The sequence below is a fragment of the Shimia isoporae genome (assembly GCF_004346865.1).
Classification (GTDB): Bacteria; Pseudomonadota; Alphaproteobacteria; order Rhodobacterales; family Rhodobacteraceae; genus Shimia; species Shimia isoporae.
The window spans coordinates 394,344-409,053 of the sequence record NZ_SMGR01000002.1; the positions used below are offsets into that span (position 1 = coordinate 394,344).

General features: G+C 57.8%; 13 protein-coding genes and 1 pseudogene. 10 read left to right on the forward strand and 4 right to left on the reverse strand.

Annotated elements, in window-relative coordinates:
- The first annotated feature begins 7 nt into the window (after positions 1-7).
- From BXY66_RS13400 to BXY66_RS13420, 5 genes are all read left to right on the forward strand, one after another.
- Complete coding sequence (locus BXY66_RS13400) at positions 8-826, forward strand: OmpA/MotB family protein (protein WP_132860781.1); 819 nt, start codon at positions 8-10, stop codon at positions 824-826.
- 93 nt (positions 827-919) lie between these two features.
- Positions 920-2,233: a flagellar hook protein FlgE gene (locus BXY66_RS13405; protein WP_132860783.1), complete on the forward strand. Its 1,314-nt coding sequence runs from the start codon at positions 920-922 to the stop codon at positions 2,231-2,233.
- A 41-nt stretch (positions 2,234-2,274) separates the two neighbouring features.
- A complete protein-coding gene (flgK, locus tag BXY66_RS13410) occupies positions 2,275-3,717 on the forward strand; it encodes a flagellar hook-associated protein FlgK (RefSeq protein WP_132860785.1) in 1,443 nt (480 codons plus the stop codon).
- Positions 3,718-3,720: 3 nt separating this feature from the next.
- Entirely contained in the window at positions 3,721-4,731 is a 1,011-nt protein-coding gene (locus tag BXY66_RS13415) for a flagellin (RefSeq protein WP_132860787.1), read from the forward strand.
- A gap of 26 nt (positions 4,732-4,757) precedes the next feature.
- Positions 4,758-5,840, forward strand: coding sequence for a flagellar basal body P-ring protein FlgI (locus tag BXY66_RS13420; RefSeq protein ID WP_425057074.1), 1,083 nt, complete (start codon positions 4,758-4,760; stop codon positions 5,838-5,840).
- Between the two features lie 441 nt (positions 5,841-6,281).
- Here BXY66_RS13420 and fliP read toward each other — a convergent pair whose 3' ends face one another.
- From fliP to fliF, 4 genes are read right to left on the reverse strand one after another with little or no spacing between them, the layout of a single operon-like run.
- Complete coding sequence (gene fliP / locus BXY66_RS13425; RefSeq protein WP_132860790.1) at positions 6,282-7,019, reverse strand: flagellar type III secretion system pore protein FliP; 738 nt, start codon at positions 7,017-7,019, stop codon at positions 6,282-6,284.
- Complete coding sequence (locus BXY66_RS13430; protein WP_132860791.1) at positions 7,016-7,297, reverse strand: FliM/FliN family flagellar motor switch protein; 282 nt, start codon at positions 7,295-7,297, stop codon at positions 7,016-7,018. The genes fliP and BXY66_RS13430 overlap by 4 nt, the downstream gene beginning before the upstream one ends.
- A complete protein-coding gene (locus tag BXY66_RS13435) occupies positions 7,290-7,886 on the reverse strand; it encodes a FliH/SctL family protein (protein ID WP_132860792.1) in 597 nt (198 codons plus the stop codon). The genes BXY66_RS13430 and BXY66_RS13435 overlap by 8 nt, the downstream gene beginning before the upstream one ends.
- Entirely contained in the window at positions 7,883-9,535 is a 1,653-nt protein-coding gene (fliF, locus tag BXY66_RS13440) for a flagellar basal-body MS-ring/collar protein FliF (RefSeq protein WP_132860793.1), read from the reverse strand. Before fliF ends, BXY66_RS13435 begins: the two co-directional genes overlap by 4 nt.
- A gap of 125 nt (positions 9,536-9,660) precedes the next feature.
- On the opposite strand from fliF, the gene BXY66_RS13445 reads away from it, so the two are divergent.
- The 5 genes and pseudogenes from BXY66_RS13445 (at position 9,661) to BXY66_RS13465 (ending at position 14,623) form a co-directional block, all read left to right on the forward strand.
- The gene (locus BXY66_RS13445; protein ID WP_132860795.1) at positions 9,661-10,155 is read left to right on the forward strand and encodes a flagellar basal body-associated FliL family protein; all 495 of its coding nucleotides are present in this window, start codon (positions 9,661-9,663) and stop codon (positions 10,153-10,155) included.
- A 15-nt stretch (positions 10,156-10,170) separates the two neighbouring features.
- A pseudogene (locus BXY66_RS13450) lies at positions 10,171-10,512 on the forward strand (hypothetical protein); the annotation flags it as partial.
- Between the two features lie 246 nt (positions 10,513-10,758).
- The gene (locus tag BXY66_RS13455; protein WP_243694382.1) at positions 10,759-11,403 is read left to right on the forward strand and encodes a MotE family protein; all 645 of its coding nucleotides are present in this window, start codon (positions 10,759-10,761) and stop codon (positions 11,401-11,403) included.
- 59 nt (positions 11,404-11,462) lie between these two features.
- Positions 11,463-12,332 (forward strand): flagellar motor stator protein MotA, encoded by an 870-nt coding sequence (motA, locus tag BXY66_RS13460; protein ID WP_132860796.1) that lies wholly within the window; start codon positions 11,463-11,465, stop codon positions 12,330-12,332.
- Entirely contained in the window at positions 12,329-14,623 is a 2,295-nt protein-coding gene (locus BXY66_RS13465; protein ID WP_132860798.1) for a hypothetical protein, read from the forward strand. The genes motA and BXY66_RS13465 overlap by 4 nt, the downstream gene beginning before the upstream one ends.
- Positions 14,624-14,710 lie beyond the last annotated feature (87 nt).

Here is a 14,710-nt window from a genome sequence, read left to right on the forward strand (position 1 = left end):
ACTCAAAATGGCAGACCAGTCGAACAGGCCGATCATCATCAAACGCAAGAAGGTTGTCGCCGGTGGCGGCCACCATGGTGGCGCATGGAAGATCGCATATGCTGACTTTGTGACAGCCATGATGGCGTTTTTCTTGCTGATGTGGCTGATCAATGCCACGTCCGAAGAACAACGTCTGGGGCTCGCCGAATACTTCAGTCCGACCATCCCGCTCAACCGAATCGCCGGTGGTGGCAGCCACATGTTTGGTGGCAAGAGCGTGACCGAAGAACAGATTCTGTCCCGTTCGGGGCGCGGTGGTCTTCCGACCAACATGACAGGACAACCGGGCACCGAGGAATCCGACGAATCCGCGATGAATTCGGGCGACAAGTTTAGCGACGTTCAGGATTATCTGGTCGGTGGCGGAGGCGAGAGCTTCCTGAAAGACAACCTCGAGAAACATGTTGTCACGCGCCTGACCGACGAGGGGCTTGTCATCGAGTTGTTTGCCATCAAGGACGACCCGCTCTTTGTTGACGGCGAAGCCACTCCGATGCCGATCATGGGTGACCTTGTGGAAATCATCGCGAAGGCTGCTCAGATGGTGAACAACAATGTCGCCGTCGAAGGCCATGTGCGCACCGAACCGGTGGTTCTGCGCGAATCGCGTGTGTGGGATCTGTCGACCGCAAGAGCCGCAACCGTCCGCGAGATGCTGGAGAATTTCGGTGTCGCTCCGCACCGTCTGGCACGGGTCGTCGGGCATGCCGACCGCGAGCTTATGTCCAATGCACCAAGGGATGTGCGCAACAACCGGATCGAAATCATCCTGTTGCGCGAGTGAACGGATTAAACGGCTAAGATTTTATCCGTTAGCCGCCTGTTAATCGCGTCCGTCCTATCACCAGAGCAAATCGATACAGCAGAAAGGCGTACCATGTCACTTTCCTCCTCGCTGAACGCGGGCGTCGCGGGTCTGGCCGCGAACTCCACGAAGCTCAGCGCAATTTCCGACAACATTGCGAACTCCGGCACCTATGGCTATCGCCGGGCTTCGACCGACTTCCACTCGATGGTGACCGGAAGCGGCGGTGGCGGCAGCTATTCCGCAGGCGGCGTGAAAGCGACAACCAGCCGTCTGATCACACAGGGTGGCACGCTGGTATCGACATCCAATCCGACCGACCTGGCAGTCAGCGGCGGCGGCTTCCTTCCTGTGGCCTCTGCAACCGAGATCAACGCGAACGTCACAAACCCGACCATGATGTTGACCACCACAGGCTCCTTCCTGCCTGACTCCCGCGGCTATCTGGTATCCGACACGGGCCTGACACTGATGGGCTGGCCAGCAAACGCCAACGGCTCGATCCCGGACTACCCGCGTACGTCTTCTGACTCTCTGGAACCGATCCGCCTCTCGACCACATCCTTGGAAGGGTCACCGACCACCAGCCTACAGCTGGGCGTCAACCTGCCAGCCGTTGACACGGAAGCAGGTGCCGCGGGCACGCCGCACACCATGAGCGTGGAATACTTCGGTAACCTCGGCTTCTCCGAGACCCTCGATATCTCCTTCACGCCGACCATTCCGGCTGCCGGTGCTCCTCCGTCCAATGAATGGACCATGGTCATCACCGATTCCGCATCTGGCGGTGCCGTAATTGGCGAATACACCATGACCTTTGATGACAGCCGCACCGGCGGTGGGTCTCTTGCATCGGTAACACCGATCGGCGCAAGCCCGGCCTATGATCCGACCACGGGTACCGCGATCCTGAATGTTGCAGGCGGCCCTCTGGAACTGGACATCGGCACCATCGGCGGCAACGGCGGCATGACCCAACTGGGTTATGACTTTGCACCTCTGCAAATCAACAAGGACGGGTCTCCGGTTGGCACCATGACCTCCGTTTCGATTGACGAGAACGGCATGGTTCACGCCTACTACTCCACCGGCATCACCAAAACCATCGCACAGGTTCCGCTGGTCGATATGGCCAACCCGAACGGCATGGCGACCCTTGATTACGGCACCTATCTGCCGACCAATGAAAGTGGTTCGTTCTATCTTTGGGATGCAGGTACCGGCCCAACCGGTGAAGTCGTTTCCTTCGCACGTGAGGCTTCCGCCGTGGACGTGGCAGAGGAGTTGACCGACCTGATCGAAACCCAGCGTGCCTACAGTTCCAGCGCCAAGATCATCCAGACAGTGGATGAGATGTTGCAGGAAACCACCAACATCAAACGCTGATAACGGCATCTGACGCGGCCGACTAAGAAAGGAACCCTACTGTGAGTCTTACAGGAGCCCTGGCAAACGCCATGTCCGGCCTTTCGGCCGCGTCACGCAACGCACAAGTCACATCCAACAACATCGCGAACGCGATGACGCCCGGGTATTCCGTGCGCAACGTGTCGGTGTCGCAAAACAGTCTTGGTGGTGTATCCATCGCTGGCATTTCGCGACACTCAGACCCCGTCCTGCTTGCAGAAAGACGTGCATCTGACGCGGAAACCGGATCGGCAGCTGTTACCAGCGAGTTCTATACCCGTCTGGAAACCCTGATGGGCACTCCGGATCAGGCTTCCAGCCTGTCCGGCAAGTTTTCCAACTTTGAATCGGCATTGGTGGCGGCGACCGGTGGGCCAGAAAGCGACGTTCGCCTCAAAAGCGTGGTGGATTCTGCGGAACTTCTCGTCGATGGGATCAACAAGGCGTCCAACGGTGTGCAGGACATGCGCCAGCAATCTGACGCCACCATCGGGCAGATGGTCGATAGCCTGAACGGCCTGTTGAAGACCACCGAGGAACTGAACCTTAAGATCACGCAAGCCACGGTGCAGGGCAAGGACACAGCCGCGTTGATGGACCAACGCCAACAAGCCATCGACCAGATCAATGAAATGGTGCCCGTGCGCATCATGGAGCGTGAAAACGGCTCGGTTGCGCTGTTCTCCGGCGGAGGCCAGACGCTTCTGGACGGCTCTGCCCGTGAGCTTGAATTCACACCGACGCCGACAATCACTGCTCATATGACTCAGGGCAACGGTCAGTTGTCGGGCCTGTCGATCGACGGCAAGCCTTTGGTGACAGACTCTACCGGGTCTCTGTCCGGCGGCACACTTTATGCGCAGTTTGAAGTCCGGGATGAACAGGCGGTGTCTGCTCAGGCCGAACTGGATGCGCTCGCACGCGACCTCGTAGACCGCTTCCAGAACAGCGGTGCTGATCCGACTCTCGGTCCGGGTGATGCTGGTTTGTTCACAGATGGCGGCGGTGCCTTTGATCCTCTGGACGAAGTCGGCCTGGCCGGCCGTCTGGAACTCAACAGCCTCGTGACTTCTGATGGCGCGGGCGAAGTCTGGCGTCTGCGGGACGGCATGAACGCCGCGGCCCCCGGTGACGTAGGCAATGCCAGCATCCTGACGTCGCTGGTTGATGCCGTGCAGGCGTCGACCGTTCCCGGCAGCGGCGCTCTTGGCAGCAAGGCCTCCACAATGTCTGAAATGTTCGGTGCTTTGCACTCGTCCACCACCACCGGTCGCGTGAACAGCGAAACGGCACTGAGCTACGCAGCATCCCAGCGGGACACTTTTGTCGGCATGGAGCTGGCACAAGGCGTCGACACGGATGTGGAGATGCAGAACCTGATGCTGATCGAACAGGCCTACTCGGCGAACGCCAAGATCATTCAGGCCGTAGACGACATGATGAACACGATTTTGGGGATCTAAGCCATGACGATTAACGGATTCGGCAACCTCGCCCGCCACGTAATGATGCAAACCCAGATGACCTCGGTCAAAGGCGAAATGGACCGCCTGGGTCAGGAGCTTGCCTCCGGTTTGAAATCCGATGTCGGCGCCTCGTTGGGCGGCGATTTCAAGGCGCTCAATGACATCAACCGTCAATTGACCGTGTTGGACAGTTATGACCATGCTCTGATGGATGCCAAGCTGTTCACCAGCACCATGCAAACGACACTGGATCGCGTTCAGTCGCTGACCCAGGATCTCAGCGCAGCATTGATTTCTACCGCAAGCAGCGGCGTGGGCGACTCTGCTACGACCGCAAGCAAGGCGGCTATGGATGACTTCTCCACGCTGGTACACTCGCTGAACGGACGATCTGGCGACAAGACCATGTTCGCCGGTGCGGCCAACGACGGCCCCGCCACGATCAGCGCGGAAGAGATGATGACTCACTTGAGCGCGGCTGTCGCCGGTGCGGCCACGGTCAACGACGTAATCGCAGCAGTGGATGACTGGTTCATGGCACCCGGCGGCGGTTTCGAAACCGTCGGCTATCTCGGTTCTGCAGACCCGTTGTCGCCGTTCCAGTTGAACGAAGACGCCAGCGCGACCGTGGATATCAAGGCTGATGATGACGCGATACGTGCGCTGATGCGCGACACCGCACTGGCCGCGATTGCCAATGATCCGGGTCTTGGCCTGAATTCTGCCGACAAACTGGAGCTTCTGGATACCGCTGGCAAACGGCTTTTGGGATCTCAGGATGCTCTGACACAAACCCGTTCAAGTCTTGGCTATGCGGAACAGAAAATCGGAATTTCCGAGACACAGAATGCGGCAACCCGCACGAGCCTGACGATGGCTCGGAATGAAATTACCACGGTCGACTCCACGGAAGTGGCCGGCCAATTCCAGGCTGCGCAGTACCAACTCGAGATGGTCTACACCATCACTGCACGGCTCAACAGCATGTCCCTAATGGATTACATGAGATGAAACTTCTCCTGAAAATCGCTCAAGTAATGAGCGTGCTGATCCTGCTGCCAGCTATGGCGATGGCGAATGAAATTCGCATCAAGGATCTGGTTGATTTCGACGGCGTACGCGGCAACGACCTTGTCGGCTACGGCCTTGTTGTGGGTCTGAACGGATCCGGTGACAGCCTGCGCAACGCCCCGTTTACCGAAGAAATCATGTCTAACATTCTGGAACGTCTGGGCGTCAACGTGACCGGCGAACAGTTGCGGCCCAAGAACGTGGCCGCCGTGTTTGTTACCGCCACCCTGCCTCCGTTTTCCCGTGCTGGATCGCAGATTGACGTGACCGTCTCTGCCATCGGCGACGCAGACAGTCTGCTTGGCGGTACGCTTGTCATGACACCTCTGAATGCGGCCGACGGTGAGATTTACGCTGTGGCACAGGGTACGATCATCGCAGGCGGTATTTCCGCTCAAGGTGATGGCGGCGGTGTCGTTCAGGGCGTACCAACGGCTGGCGTTGTGCCTTCGGGTGCGCGTGTTGAACGCGAGATCGACTTTGATTTCACATCGCTTACCAGCATGCGTCTGGCTCTGCGAGAACCTGACTTCACAACGGCAGGCCGGATCGAAAATGCAATCAACCGGAACTTTGGCCGTCAGGTCGCGTTGATGACCGATGCCGGCACGGTTCAGGTTGATATCCAGCGCACAGGACAGCCGACCGCCGCACACGCGCTCGGGCAGATCGAGAACATCCTTGTCGCGCCTCAACGCAAGGCACGCGTCGTCGTGGATCAACGCTCTGGCACCATCGTAATGGGCGAGGATGTGCGCATTTCCCGCGTGGCGGTATCGCAGGGCAACTTGACGCTGCGCATTCAGGAAACGCCGGTTGTGGTTCAACCCAACCCCTTTGCCAACGGGCAGACCGTGGTTGTGCCGCGCACAGATGCAGAAATCGACAAGGGGGAAGGTACCGGATTGGCTGAAGTGCCTGAGGGAACCTCGCTGTCGGAAGTCATCGCCGGCCTGAACGCTCTGGGCGTCGCGCCGCATGACATGATCGACATCCTGAAATCAATCAAAGCAGCGGGTGCGCTGCACGCAGAGTTTGTGGTGCGTTAAGCGCCGGGGATGTCTGGCGTCTGGGGAGTTGTCAGACGGGCGGTGCCAGAGATGGTGCCGCCCTTTTTTGTGACTTCAAGCTGGGCAGGAACCACGGGACCTGCGCGGCGAACATGTCGTTGGCAACCTCGTGCCGCTGGAAACGTTGGGCTTGGTGCCCTGATTGGTCGTGACCAGATGATGACCATCGGAAAAAGTGTGGCGCCCCTTTGGCAATGCGCAAGCCTGCCGCCCTAACAGGCGTTGGCCGGCCACCAGGCTGGCCGTCGGTGACCGCACGAACGCTCAGGGACCTTCGGCAGGCTGGGACGTTCAAGGTATCGCAGGCAGCCTCCTGTCGCGCGGCCGCCGATGAGCGGAAACGCCGACGCCTAGGGGGCACGGCAACAAAAAAGGCGACCCGTGAGGGCCGCCGTTTTTGAGAAGGTTGTGTGGCGAGTGCTAAAAGTAACTTCGCACAAGCGCGCTAGCGATAAGGCTCCAGCCGTCAGCCAGCACGAAGAAACTGAGCTTGAACGGAAGCGACACGATCGCTGGCGGCACCATCATCATCCCCATCGACATAAGCACCGCTGCGACCACGAGATCGATGATCAGGAACGGCAAGAAGATCAGGAAGCCGATTTGGAACGCTCGCGCCATTTCCGAAAGCATGAAGCTCGGCACCAGAACGGACAATGGAGCATCCGGTCCGGGCAAGGTTGCGGCTGCGTCAGGACGCAGCGCCGCCAAGGCCAGATACGTATCGGGATCCATGCGCTCGGACATGAATATGCGGAACGGACCGACCGTGCGTTCAAATGCCTGTTCGGCCGTGATCTGCTCTTCGAGCATGGGCGTCACGCCTTCTGTCCATGCCGCAGTAAACACCGGTTCCATAACAAAGAAGGTGAGGAACATCGCCAGCGAGACCAGCAACATGTTCGGTGGGGATGCCTGAAGACCGAGACCCTGCCTCAGAATAGACAGCACAGTGATGAGGAACGGGAAGCAGGTCACCATGATCGCGATGCCTGGTGCGAGAGACAGCACCGTGAGCAACAGGAAGATCTGGATGCTGCGCGAAGTCAGAGAGCCCTCAAGACTTGACGCAAGCGAGGTGTCCTGGGCCATCGCCGGATCGACCGCAAAGCCGATGAACAGAATGGAGGCGACGGCCAGTAAGGCCGCCCGTCTCATTCGAGACCGTTCTGCATATCGGCGAGTTCAGTCAGGCGCACGGCCATCTGGCCTTCTTGCGAGCCTTCGATCTCTTCCAGCTGACCGCGCGCGATCAACTTGTCACCGATGAACAGTTCGACGGGATCATCCACCCGACGATCCAGTTGCAGAACGGAGTTTTCTCCGAGCTTCAAAAGATCAGAAATCGCAGGGCGGGCTTTGCCCACGGAGATGGTGATTTCCACCGGTACCGAAGTGAAAGGGTTGTTTGCTTCGGGTTTCATTACGTCAGCCATTCTGGGCCTCCTTGCGGGTTTCATGCGTGAACGCTGCAAAGGCCTGTTCGACGGCGCCAAGCACCTCCGACAGGTCAATCTCACGCTCACGCGAATCGAATTCAAATTGCGCCTGACCAGAGGCCAGGGTGGGGTCGGATTTAAGCACGACTGGAAACTGCAGATCCTCTGGGATCATGGCTGCAACCGTGTCGTGATCGTCTTGAGAAGTGACCAGGCACACCTGGGTGCCACCATGGGTGTCGATGATGCGGCGAAGCTCTTCGACAACCACGGCGCCTACAGATTTGCGGGCGATTTCCGGCAGGACCGTCATGATGGCTTTTTCCACCATCGGAGCGATATCGCCCAGCACCGCCTCGTGAGCTTCGTGATAGGTGAAGGACAGATCCTGCAAATTGGCAGCAAGGGAATCACTGACGGCCTTTTGGCCATCTTCCCGGGCCTTGGTTGCGTCGTCCCAACCAGCCTTATAGCCGGTTTCGTAGCTGTCTAGCAGCGCCTCTTCACTGACCGGTTCTGCGGTCTGGGCGGCGCTGCTGGCCTCTACGCTGTTGCCAAAATCTTCGAGCAGGTGGGAAATTGTCATGAGGATTTCTCCTGACGCCCGTCCTCAAGCCAACTGCGCAGAATTTCGACGGTTTCTTCCTGACGGTCGCTGATCAGGGACCGCAGGCGTTCCACTGCATCTCCGTCGCCACCGACATCACCACCCATCGGGGCCGGCAGACCACCCATATCGCCTCCGAGTTCGCCGCCGAGGTTCGGAAGTGCAGGGAAGTCCCCGCCCATGTCTCCACCAAGATCGCCTCCGAATGTCGGGAGCGGGCCAAAATCGGAATCATTGTCCAGAGGCGGCAACATAGGAGCTGCGCTGCCGTCCAGAGCCGGACCTGCCCCTCCACCTTGAGAGGCGAGTAGCGGACGCACGACGAACATGCCCAGTCCCAGCGCGACCATGGCGAGAATCACCATCTGAACAATCGACATTACATCCAGGTTCAAGTCACCCAACATAGAGCTTTCCGCGGCGGTACCCATCGGGGTCGCTGGCAGGAAGTTCATGGATTTCAGAGTGATAACGTCACCGCGCTGTTGATCAAAACCAACGGCTGACGCGACCAGTTCACGCATGTTTTCCAGTTCGGCATCCGAACGCGGCACGATGATTTCATTGCCGTTTTCGTCAAGCCCGGTGGTGCCGTTGAGCAAAACAGCAACGCTGACCCGCTTGATGCTTCCAGGTTCACGCAGAATCTCACGCTGGGTTTCGGAAACCTCATAATTCACACGCTCGCGGGTTTCACGGTTCTGATTGCTTGAACCGGATGTTTCGTTCGCGTCGCCGTCCGGCAGGTTTGAGGCCACAGTCACCTGACCTTCCGAGTTCTGGGAATCGGTGCTGCGCTCTTCTGTTTCGGTCGAGATCGCTACACGGCTGTTCGGATCAAACGTACGCTCGACTATGGATTCGGTTTCGGTGACCGTATCAATGGTCACTTCGACAACAGCGTTGCCAGTGCCGACACGGGCTTCGAGAAGGCGCTGAACAGATGCGCGCATCAACTCGGCGCGATCTTCGCCGGCCTTGTCCTTGCGTTCTTCGGTCGCACCAATCAGGCCTCCGTTGCCGTCAATGATGGACACATCTTCCGGCGAAAGGCCGGCAACTGCCGAAGCAACAAGGAATCGCAGCGCTTGAGCGTGCTTTTGCGGAAGTGTGCCGGAGGTCGGGGTGACGGTTACGCTGGCTGTAGATTTGATCGTGCGTTGGAACGGGTTGGACCCGGCATTGGCAATATGTACACGCGCGTGGCTGATCAGCGGGCTGCCAACAATGGTGCGCGCCAGTTCGCCTTCCTTGGCGCGCCAATAGGCGGCATCAAACATTTGCGAGGTTGTGCCGAATCCCGAAAGAGAATCGAGCAGCTCGTACCCCTGAGTCGTGTTGGCCGGCAAACCCTCGCTTGCAAGCGTCATTCGCAGCTCGTCACGTTGTGTCCCGGACACGTAAATTGAACCGCCACGCACTTCGTAAGAGATGCCGCGTTGCTCCAGAGAGCGCACAACATCACCAGCGGCACCGCTTTCCAAGCCACTGTAAAGAAGAGACATTCTTGGCTGCGTCGCGATTTTCGCGAGCATTAGTACGGCCGCAAAGACGGCCACAGTCGCACCAACAATGATGATCTTGCGGCGCATGTCGAAACCCGACCAGGTGCTGAGTATCTGTTTCACGTTCAACCTCCGAAAAGCCGGACTTTCTATCCGGCCGGCAAAGAGGCTTTTCCCGCATCTGACTTAACAATCGGTTAGTGACTGTGTGGTTAGACATGCTGGAACGAAGAATTTGGATTCCTGCTATGACCGACACAAACGTCGAGACAGAAGAGACGCCCAAAAAGGCGTCGAAACTCCCGCTGATCATTGGATTGGCGCTGGCCCTTATCGGGGGCGGTGGCGGATTCTATGCCGTCTATTCCGGTATGCTGTTCGGCAGCGAGCCGGCGGCAGCCGAAGCCACTGCAGAATCAGAAAATGCTCCAGATGCACTGCCTGACGTCGGGTACGTCGCACTGAGTCCTTTTATTGTATCGCTGACCTCGGACGGGCCAGCGAGCCTGCTCCGCTTTGCGGCGCAGCTTGAGGTGCCCAAAGAGCATCTCGAAGAAGTTGAACGTGTGAAACCGCGAATTGTTGATGTGCTGAACGGCTACTTGCGTGCCCTCAGTGCCGAAGACATCGAATCGCCGGACGCGCTTGTTCAATTGCGGGCGCAAATGTTGCGCCGGGTACAAATTGTGACCGGATCAGAGCGGGTGCTCGATCTTTTGGTCATGGAATTCGTGCTGAGCTGATCGGGAGAAACCCAGATGACAATGATCGCAGATATCCTGTTGGTAGCCGGCGCGCTTGGCGCGAGCGTCTACTGTTATGTGCTGGCCAGAAGACTTGCAAAGTTCAACGACCTCGAAGCTGGCGTCGGTGGCGCCGTGGCGGTTCTGTCCACCCAGGTGGACGAGCTGACCCGCTCCTTGAAAGCCGCGCAAGCTACGGCCGGCACGTCGACCAAAAAACTGGAAGACCTGACAAAACGCGCCGAGACCGCGTCAAAGCGGATGGAGCTTTTGCTGGCATCCATGCACGACCTGCCTGATCCCGAAGACCTCAAGGCCTTCAAGGAGGCGCAAAGCACAACGCGATTCGTCCGCCACTCTGACGAAGAAATCGGCACCCCGTCAGACTCATTCGAAGAGGGCGGTGCTTTTGCATCCAGCAAGCCTGAAGAGGATGTCCAGGGCGATGTGGCCGAAGAGAAAAAACAGAAACAGAAGCGCAACAAAAAGAAACGTCGCAACAGAAAGGCCGCAAAGGTCGAAGACGTAACGACTGAAGACGCGCCCGAGATTTCATTCAGACGCGCTGGTTAATCCCGCGTGACGGAACAAAGGAGACAGCACATGTCCAAGAAAGACGCTGTCAAAGAAAAGCAGGCAAAGGCCCCGAAGGCCGCCCGCAAAAAGGCAACGAGGAACGCACGTCCGCCGCGCGGAAGCCTGTTTCTGATTTCCACCTTCTTGGTGGCATCTGCCGTGTTGCGTGTCGGAATCGGTGCCAGCGAAGCGATTGCCCGTGAGGAAGGTCCTCTGGACTCACCGATGGCGGCTATGTCTGCACCGCAAACCTGCGAACAGCCCGAGGACATGCGCGCCCTGATGGCAGCGTTTGACGAGCGTGAAAAGCGTATCGCCAAGAAAGAAGAAGAAATTCGCAACCGGATGCAGGCGCTGTCTGTTGCCGATGCCGAAGTCAGCCGCAAACTTGCGGCTCTGGAAGAGGCAGAAGGCAAGTTGCGCAGTGTGATCGCTATGGCGGAAACCGCTGCAGACGATGATGTGAGCCGTTTGACCCGTGTCTACGAAACAATGAAGCCCAAGAACGTGGCAGCGTTGTTCGAAGAAATGGACCCGGAATTCGCTGCGGGCTTTATCGCGCGCATGAACCCAGACAGCGCAGCAGGAGTTATGGCCGGGCTTAGCCCGCACGCGGCCTACTCGATCAGCGTTGTTTTGGCAGGTCGTAACGCAAACGTCCCCACAGAATGAATAATTCTTAACCACTGTGTGGTTTGAGAAGGACAAGAAACGGACAGGAGACCGAGCAGGTGCTGGGAATCGTAGGCATTATCACTGTGTTCGCCATGATCATTGGCGGCTACCTGCTATCGGGCGGGGATCTGAAGATCGTTCTCAAGGCATTGCCTTTTGAGATGATGATCATCGGCGGGGCTGGCGTAGGTGCCTTCCTGCTGTCCAACGAGATTGCTGGCGTCAAGCACACGATCAAGGACTTGGGGCGCATCTTCAAAGGTCCGCACTGGAAAGAATCGGACTATCAGGACCTGATGTGCCTGATGTTCGAGTTGATCAAGCTCGCACGGAAAAACCCGGTCGCAATCGAAGAACATATCGAAGCACCGGACGAATCGACGATCTTCACTCGGTACCCGAAAATTCTGGCGGACAAAGAGGCTATTGCCCTCATCGCGGACACCATGCGCTCTGCCTCCATGAACTATGACGACCCGCACCAGGTCGAAGAGGTTCTGGAGAAGCGGATCGAGGCCCACATCCAGGAAATGGAACATTCCGCCCACGCCCTTCAGACAATGGCAGACGGTCTTCCGGCACTCGGTATTGTGGCTGCGGTTCTGGGCGTGATCAAAACGATGGGCTCTATCGACCAGCCCCCCGAAATTTTGGGTAAGATGATCGGCAGTGCGCTTGTGGGGACTTTCCTAGGGGTTCTGCTGGCTTACGGTCTGGTTGGCCCATTCGCGGCCAAGATCAAGGTGACCATCGAAGAAGATGCGCATTTCTATCGTCTGATCCGCGAAGTTCTGGTCGCCAATCTTCATCAACACTCGCCCAACATCTGCATAGAAGTCGGGCGCCAGAACACACCGGCCCACCACCGGCCCCGTTTCAGCGAGCTTGAAGAGGCCATCAAAGCCTTGAAGAAGGAGGCCGCATGACCCGTCATTTTCTGGCTGTCTCGTTTATGGCACTCGCGGCGTCCGCTTCGGCGGACACCGTGTCGTTTCAATCCGGCGAACACAGCGATTTCACCCGACTGGTTGCAACCTTACCTTCGGCGGACACACAATGGCGCCTGTCCGGGAACGGACGCACCTATACGATCAAGGTCGACGGCAGCGACATCGACTTTGTCACTGACACGATTTTCACCCGCATTCCCCGTACGCGTTTGCAAAATGTGGTGACCGATCCCGAAGCAGGCGAAGTCAAACTGCACCTCGCTTGTGACTGCGAAGTCAAAGGGTCGTGGTTCAACGACCGGCACGTGATTTTTGATATCCGCGCCAAAGAAACCGCTCAGGATTCGACGATTCCGCGCAACTTTGCCCTGCATCTGCGTGACATCGACATGGGCGAACCGTTTGCCTATTCATGGGCACAACCTGCACCTCTTCCGGTACCCGTGCCTTCTATTGCGCCGGAAACCGAAGAGACGATCACAACAACCATTCCTGATCCGACTCAGGAATTTGACGTTTATGTGCGCAATCAGGAAAAGGTGAGCCGTGTGGCGCAACAGGTGATCGAGCAGATCAACCGCGCCACAGAACAAAACTTGTTGGATGCGTCTTCACCTGAGGCTGCAGAGCCAAAACCAACCATGGCCGCGAAACCGGACAATAACCGGTCGGAGTGGAATGTAGCCTCCGCCAGGGAAGAACCCGTCCCGACCCCGAACGAGCCCTTGAATGTCACCACCTACAATGCCGTGGATGTCGCTGCCGAAGAGATTGCGGCTGTTCTGGCTGGCCGTCGCGGCGCGTCTGAATGTATCGCAGATGACCGGCTGGATCTTGAGAGCTGGGCCGGCGAGAAACCTTTCTCGGTTGAACTCGGACGCCTTCGTTCAGAGCTTGTCGGCGAATTTGACCTGACCACATCGGATTCGATGAAAGAACTGGCCAAATTCTATATCGCTCACACATTTGGCACCGAAGCCGAACAGATCCTGCGTAATATCCCTGACAACAAAATGGACCCTGTCCTGTCGGCAATGGCCCAGCTGGTCGAAACCGGCACGATCGCAGGAGTGAACCCCTTTCAGGATCAGGGCCATTGTGCCTCTGATGTTGCCTTTTGGGCCGCTTTGTCGGGCCAGCAACTGGCCGGCAAAACCTCTGTCGACAGCGCACTGGAAACACTTGCCGGCTTGCCGCTGACACTGCGCGAACACCTGGCACCTTACCTAAGCAATCGCTTTGTCGAACTTGGCCATGTGGAAGCCGCGTCTTTGGTGTTGAACGCGATCCAACGCGTGAATCCCGCGCAAGGCCCGGAGTTCGAGCTGGCGCAGGCTGCGTTGCATGCCGAGATGGGCGACGACGACGCTGCTATCAAAAAGCTTGAAAAAGTCGCTGCCGCAAACTCGACAATGGCCCCGACGGCCTTGGTGGAGCTGATTGCGAAGCACGTGTCCCAAGACCGCGCTGTGCCAACCGAAACTGTCGCTTTGGTGAGCGCGTTGGCTGTCGAACACAAGGCCGGTTATATGGGACCGGATCTGCGTAGGGCGCACGCGCGTGCGCGCATGCTGGATCGCGATTTCACAACCGCATTCAACGTTGTTTCGGAAATCGCCAAGGTTGACGGTGCCGAAGCCGCCGTTGCGCCACGCAGCGAAGTCACGCAATCCCTGATGAAAAAGGCCACCGACTTCGACGTTTTGAGTTTTGCGATTTCCGAAGGTTTGACGGAACCGGAAGCCATTGATTCCGATACGGCTTTTGATCTTGCGCAGAAAATGTACGACCTCGGTTTTCTGGATCAGACAAAACGAATTGTGCAGGCAATCAACATCGACCACGTGACGCCGGAACTACACATCCTGAAGGCACGGGTCGCGCTTGCCGAGGACCTGCCCCGCCGCGCGGAAGCGGAACTCATGAGCGTTGAAGGTCCCGAAGCTGATGAACTGCGTGCCAAGGCACGGTCCATGTCCGGTGACCACGAAGCCGCAGCTGAAATCCTGCAAGCGATGGGCGAAACAGAACGTGCCGCTTTCGAAGCTTGGTTGGGCGGTGATTTGAGTGGTCTGAGTGCCCTGGAAGTTGAAGTTTACCAGCGCATCGAAGCCTTGGTGGCGGCACCTGAGGTCTCCGCCGAAATTGCGGACTCCCCGATCGGAATTCTCGCGCGCAACCGTGACCTGCTGAACGGCAGTCAGGATGCACGTGACACGCTGTCCGAATTGCTTGAAATGCATAAGGTTTCCGACCCCGCATCGTGACATTTCGCGAGGGGTCGGCACCTGAAACGCGCTTACCAAATCTAAAGATTCCGACACTAGATGTGAGCTGAACCGGCAGAAAGCTCA

What these genes read in the sequence shown, in the direction of transcription:
- BXY66_RS13400 (WP_132860781.1), top strand. Translation starts at nt 8, where the DNA reads ATGGCAGACCAGTCGAACAGGCCGATCATCATCAAACGCAAGAAGGTT.
- BXY66_RS13405 (WP_132860783.1), top strand. Translation starts at nt 920, where the DNA reads ATGTCACTTTCCTCCTCGCTGAACGCGGGCGTCGCGGGTCTGGCCGCG.
- BXY66_RS13415 (WP_132860787.1), top strand. Translation starts at nt 3,721, where the DNA reads ATGACGATTAACGGATTCGGCAACCTCGCCCGCCACGTAATGATGCAA.
- BXY66_RS13420 (WP_425057074.1), top strand. Translation starts at nt 4,758, where the DNA reads ATGAGCGTGCTGATCCTGCTGCCAGCTATGGCGATGGCGAATGAAATT.
- fliP (WP_132860790.1), bottom strand. Translation starts at nt 7,019, where the DNA reads ATGAGACGGGCGGCCTTACTGGCCGTCGCCTCCATTCTGTTCATCGGC.
- BXY66_RS13430 (WP_132860791.1), bottom strand. Translation starts at nt 7,297, where the DNA reads ATGGCTGACGTAATGAAACCCGAAGCAAACAACCCTTTCACTTCGGTA.
- BXY66_RS13435 (WP_132860792.1), bottom strand. Translation starts at nt 7,886, where the DNA reads ATGACAATTTCCCACCTGCTCGAAGATTTTGGCAACAGCGTAGAGGCC.
- BXY66_RS13445 (WP_132860795.1), top strand. Translation starts at nt 9,661, where the DNA reads ATGACCGACACAAACGTCGAGACAGAAGAGACGCCCAAAAAGGCGTCG.
- BXY66_RS13455 (WP_243694382.1), top strand. Translation starts at nt 10,759, where the DNA reads ATGTCCAAGAAAGACGCTGTCAAAGAAAAGCAGGCAAAGGCCCCGAAG.
- BXY66_RS13465 (WP_132860798.1), top strand. Translation starts at nt 12,329, where the DNA reads ATGACCCGTCATTTTCTGGCTGTCTCGTTTATGGCACTCGCGGCGTCC.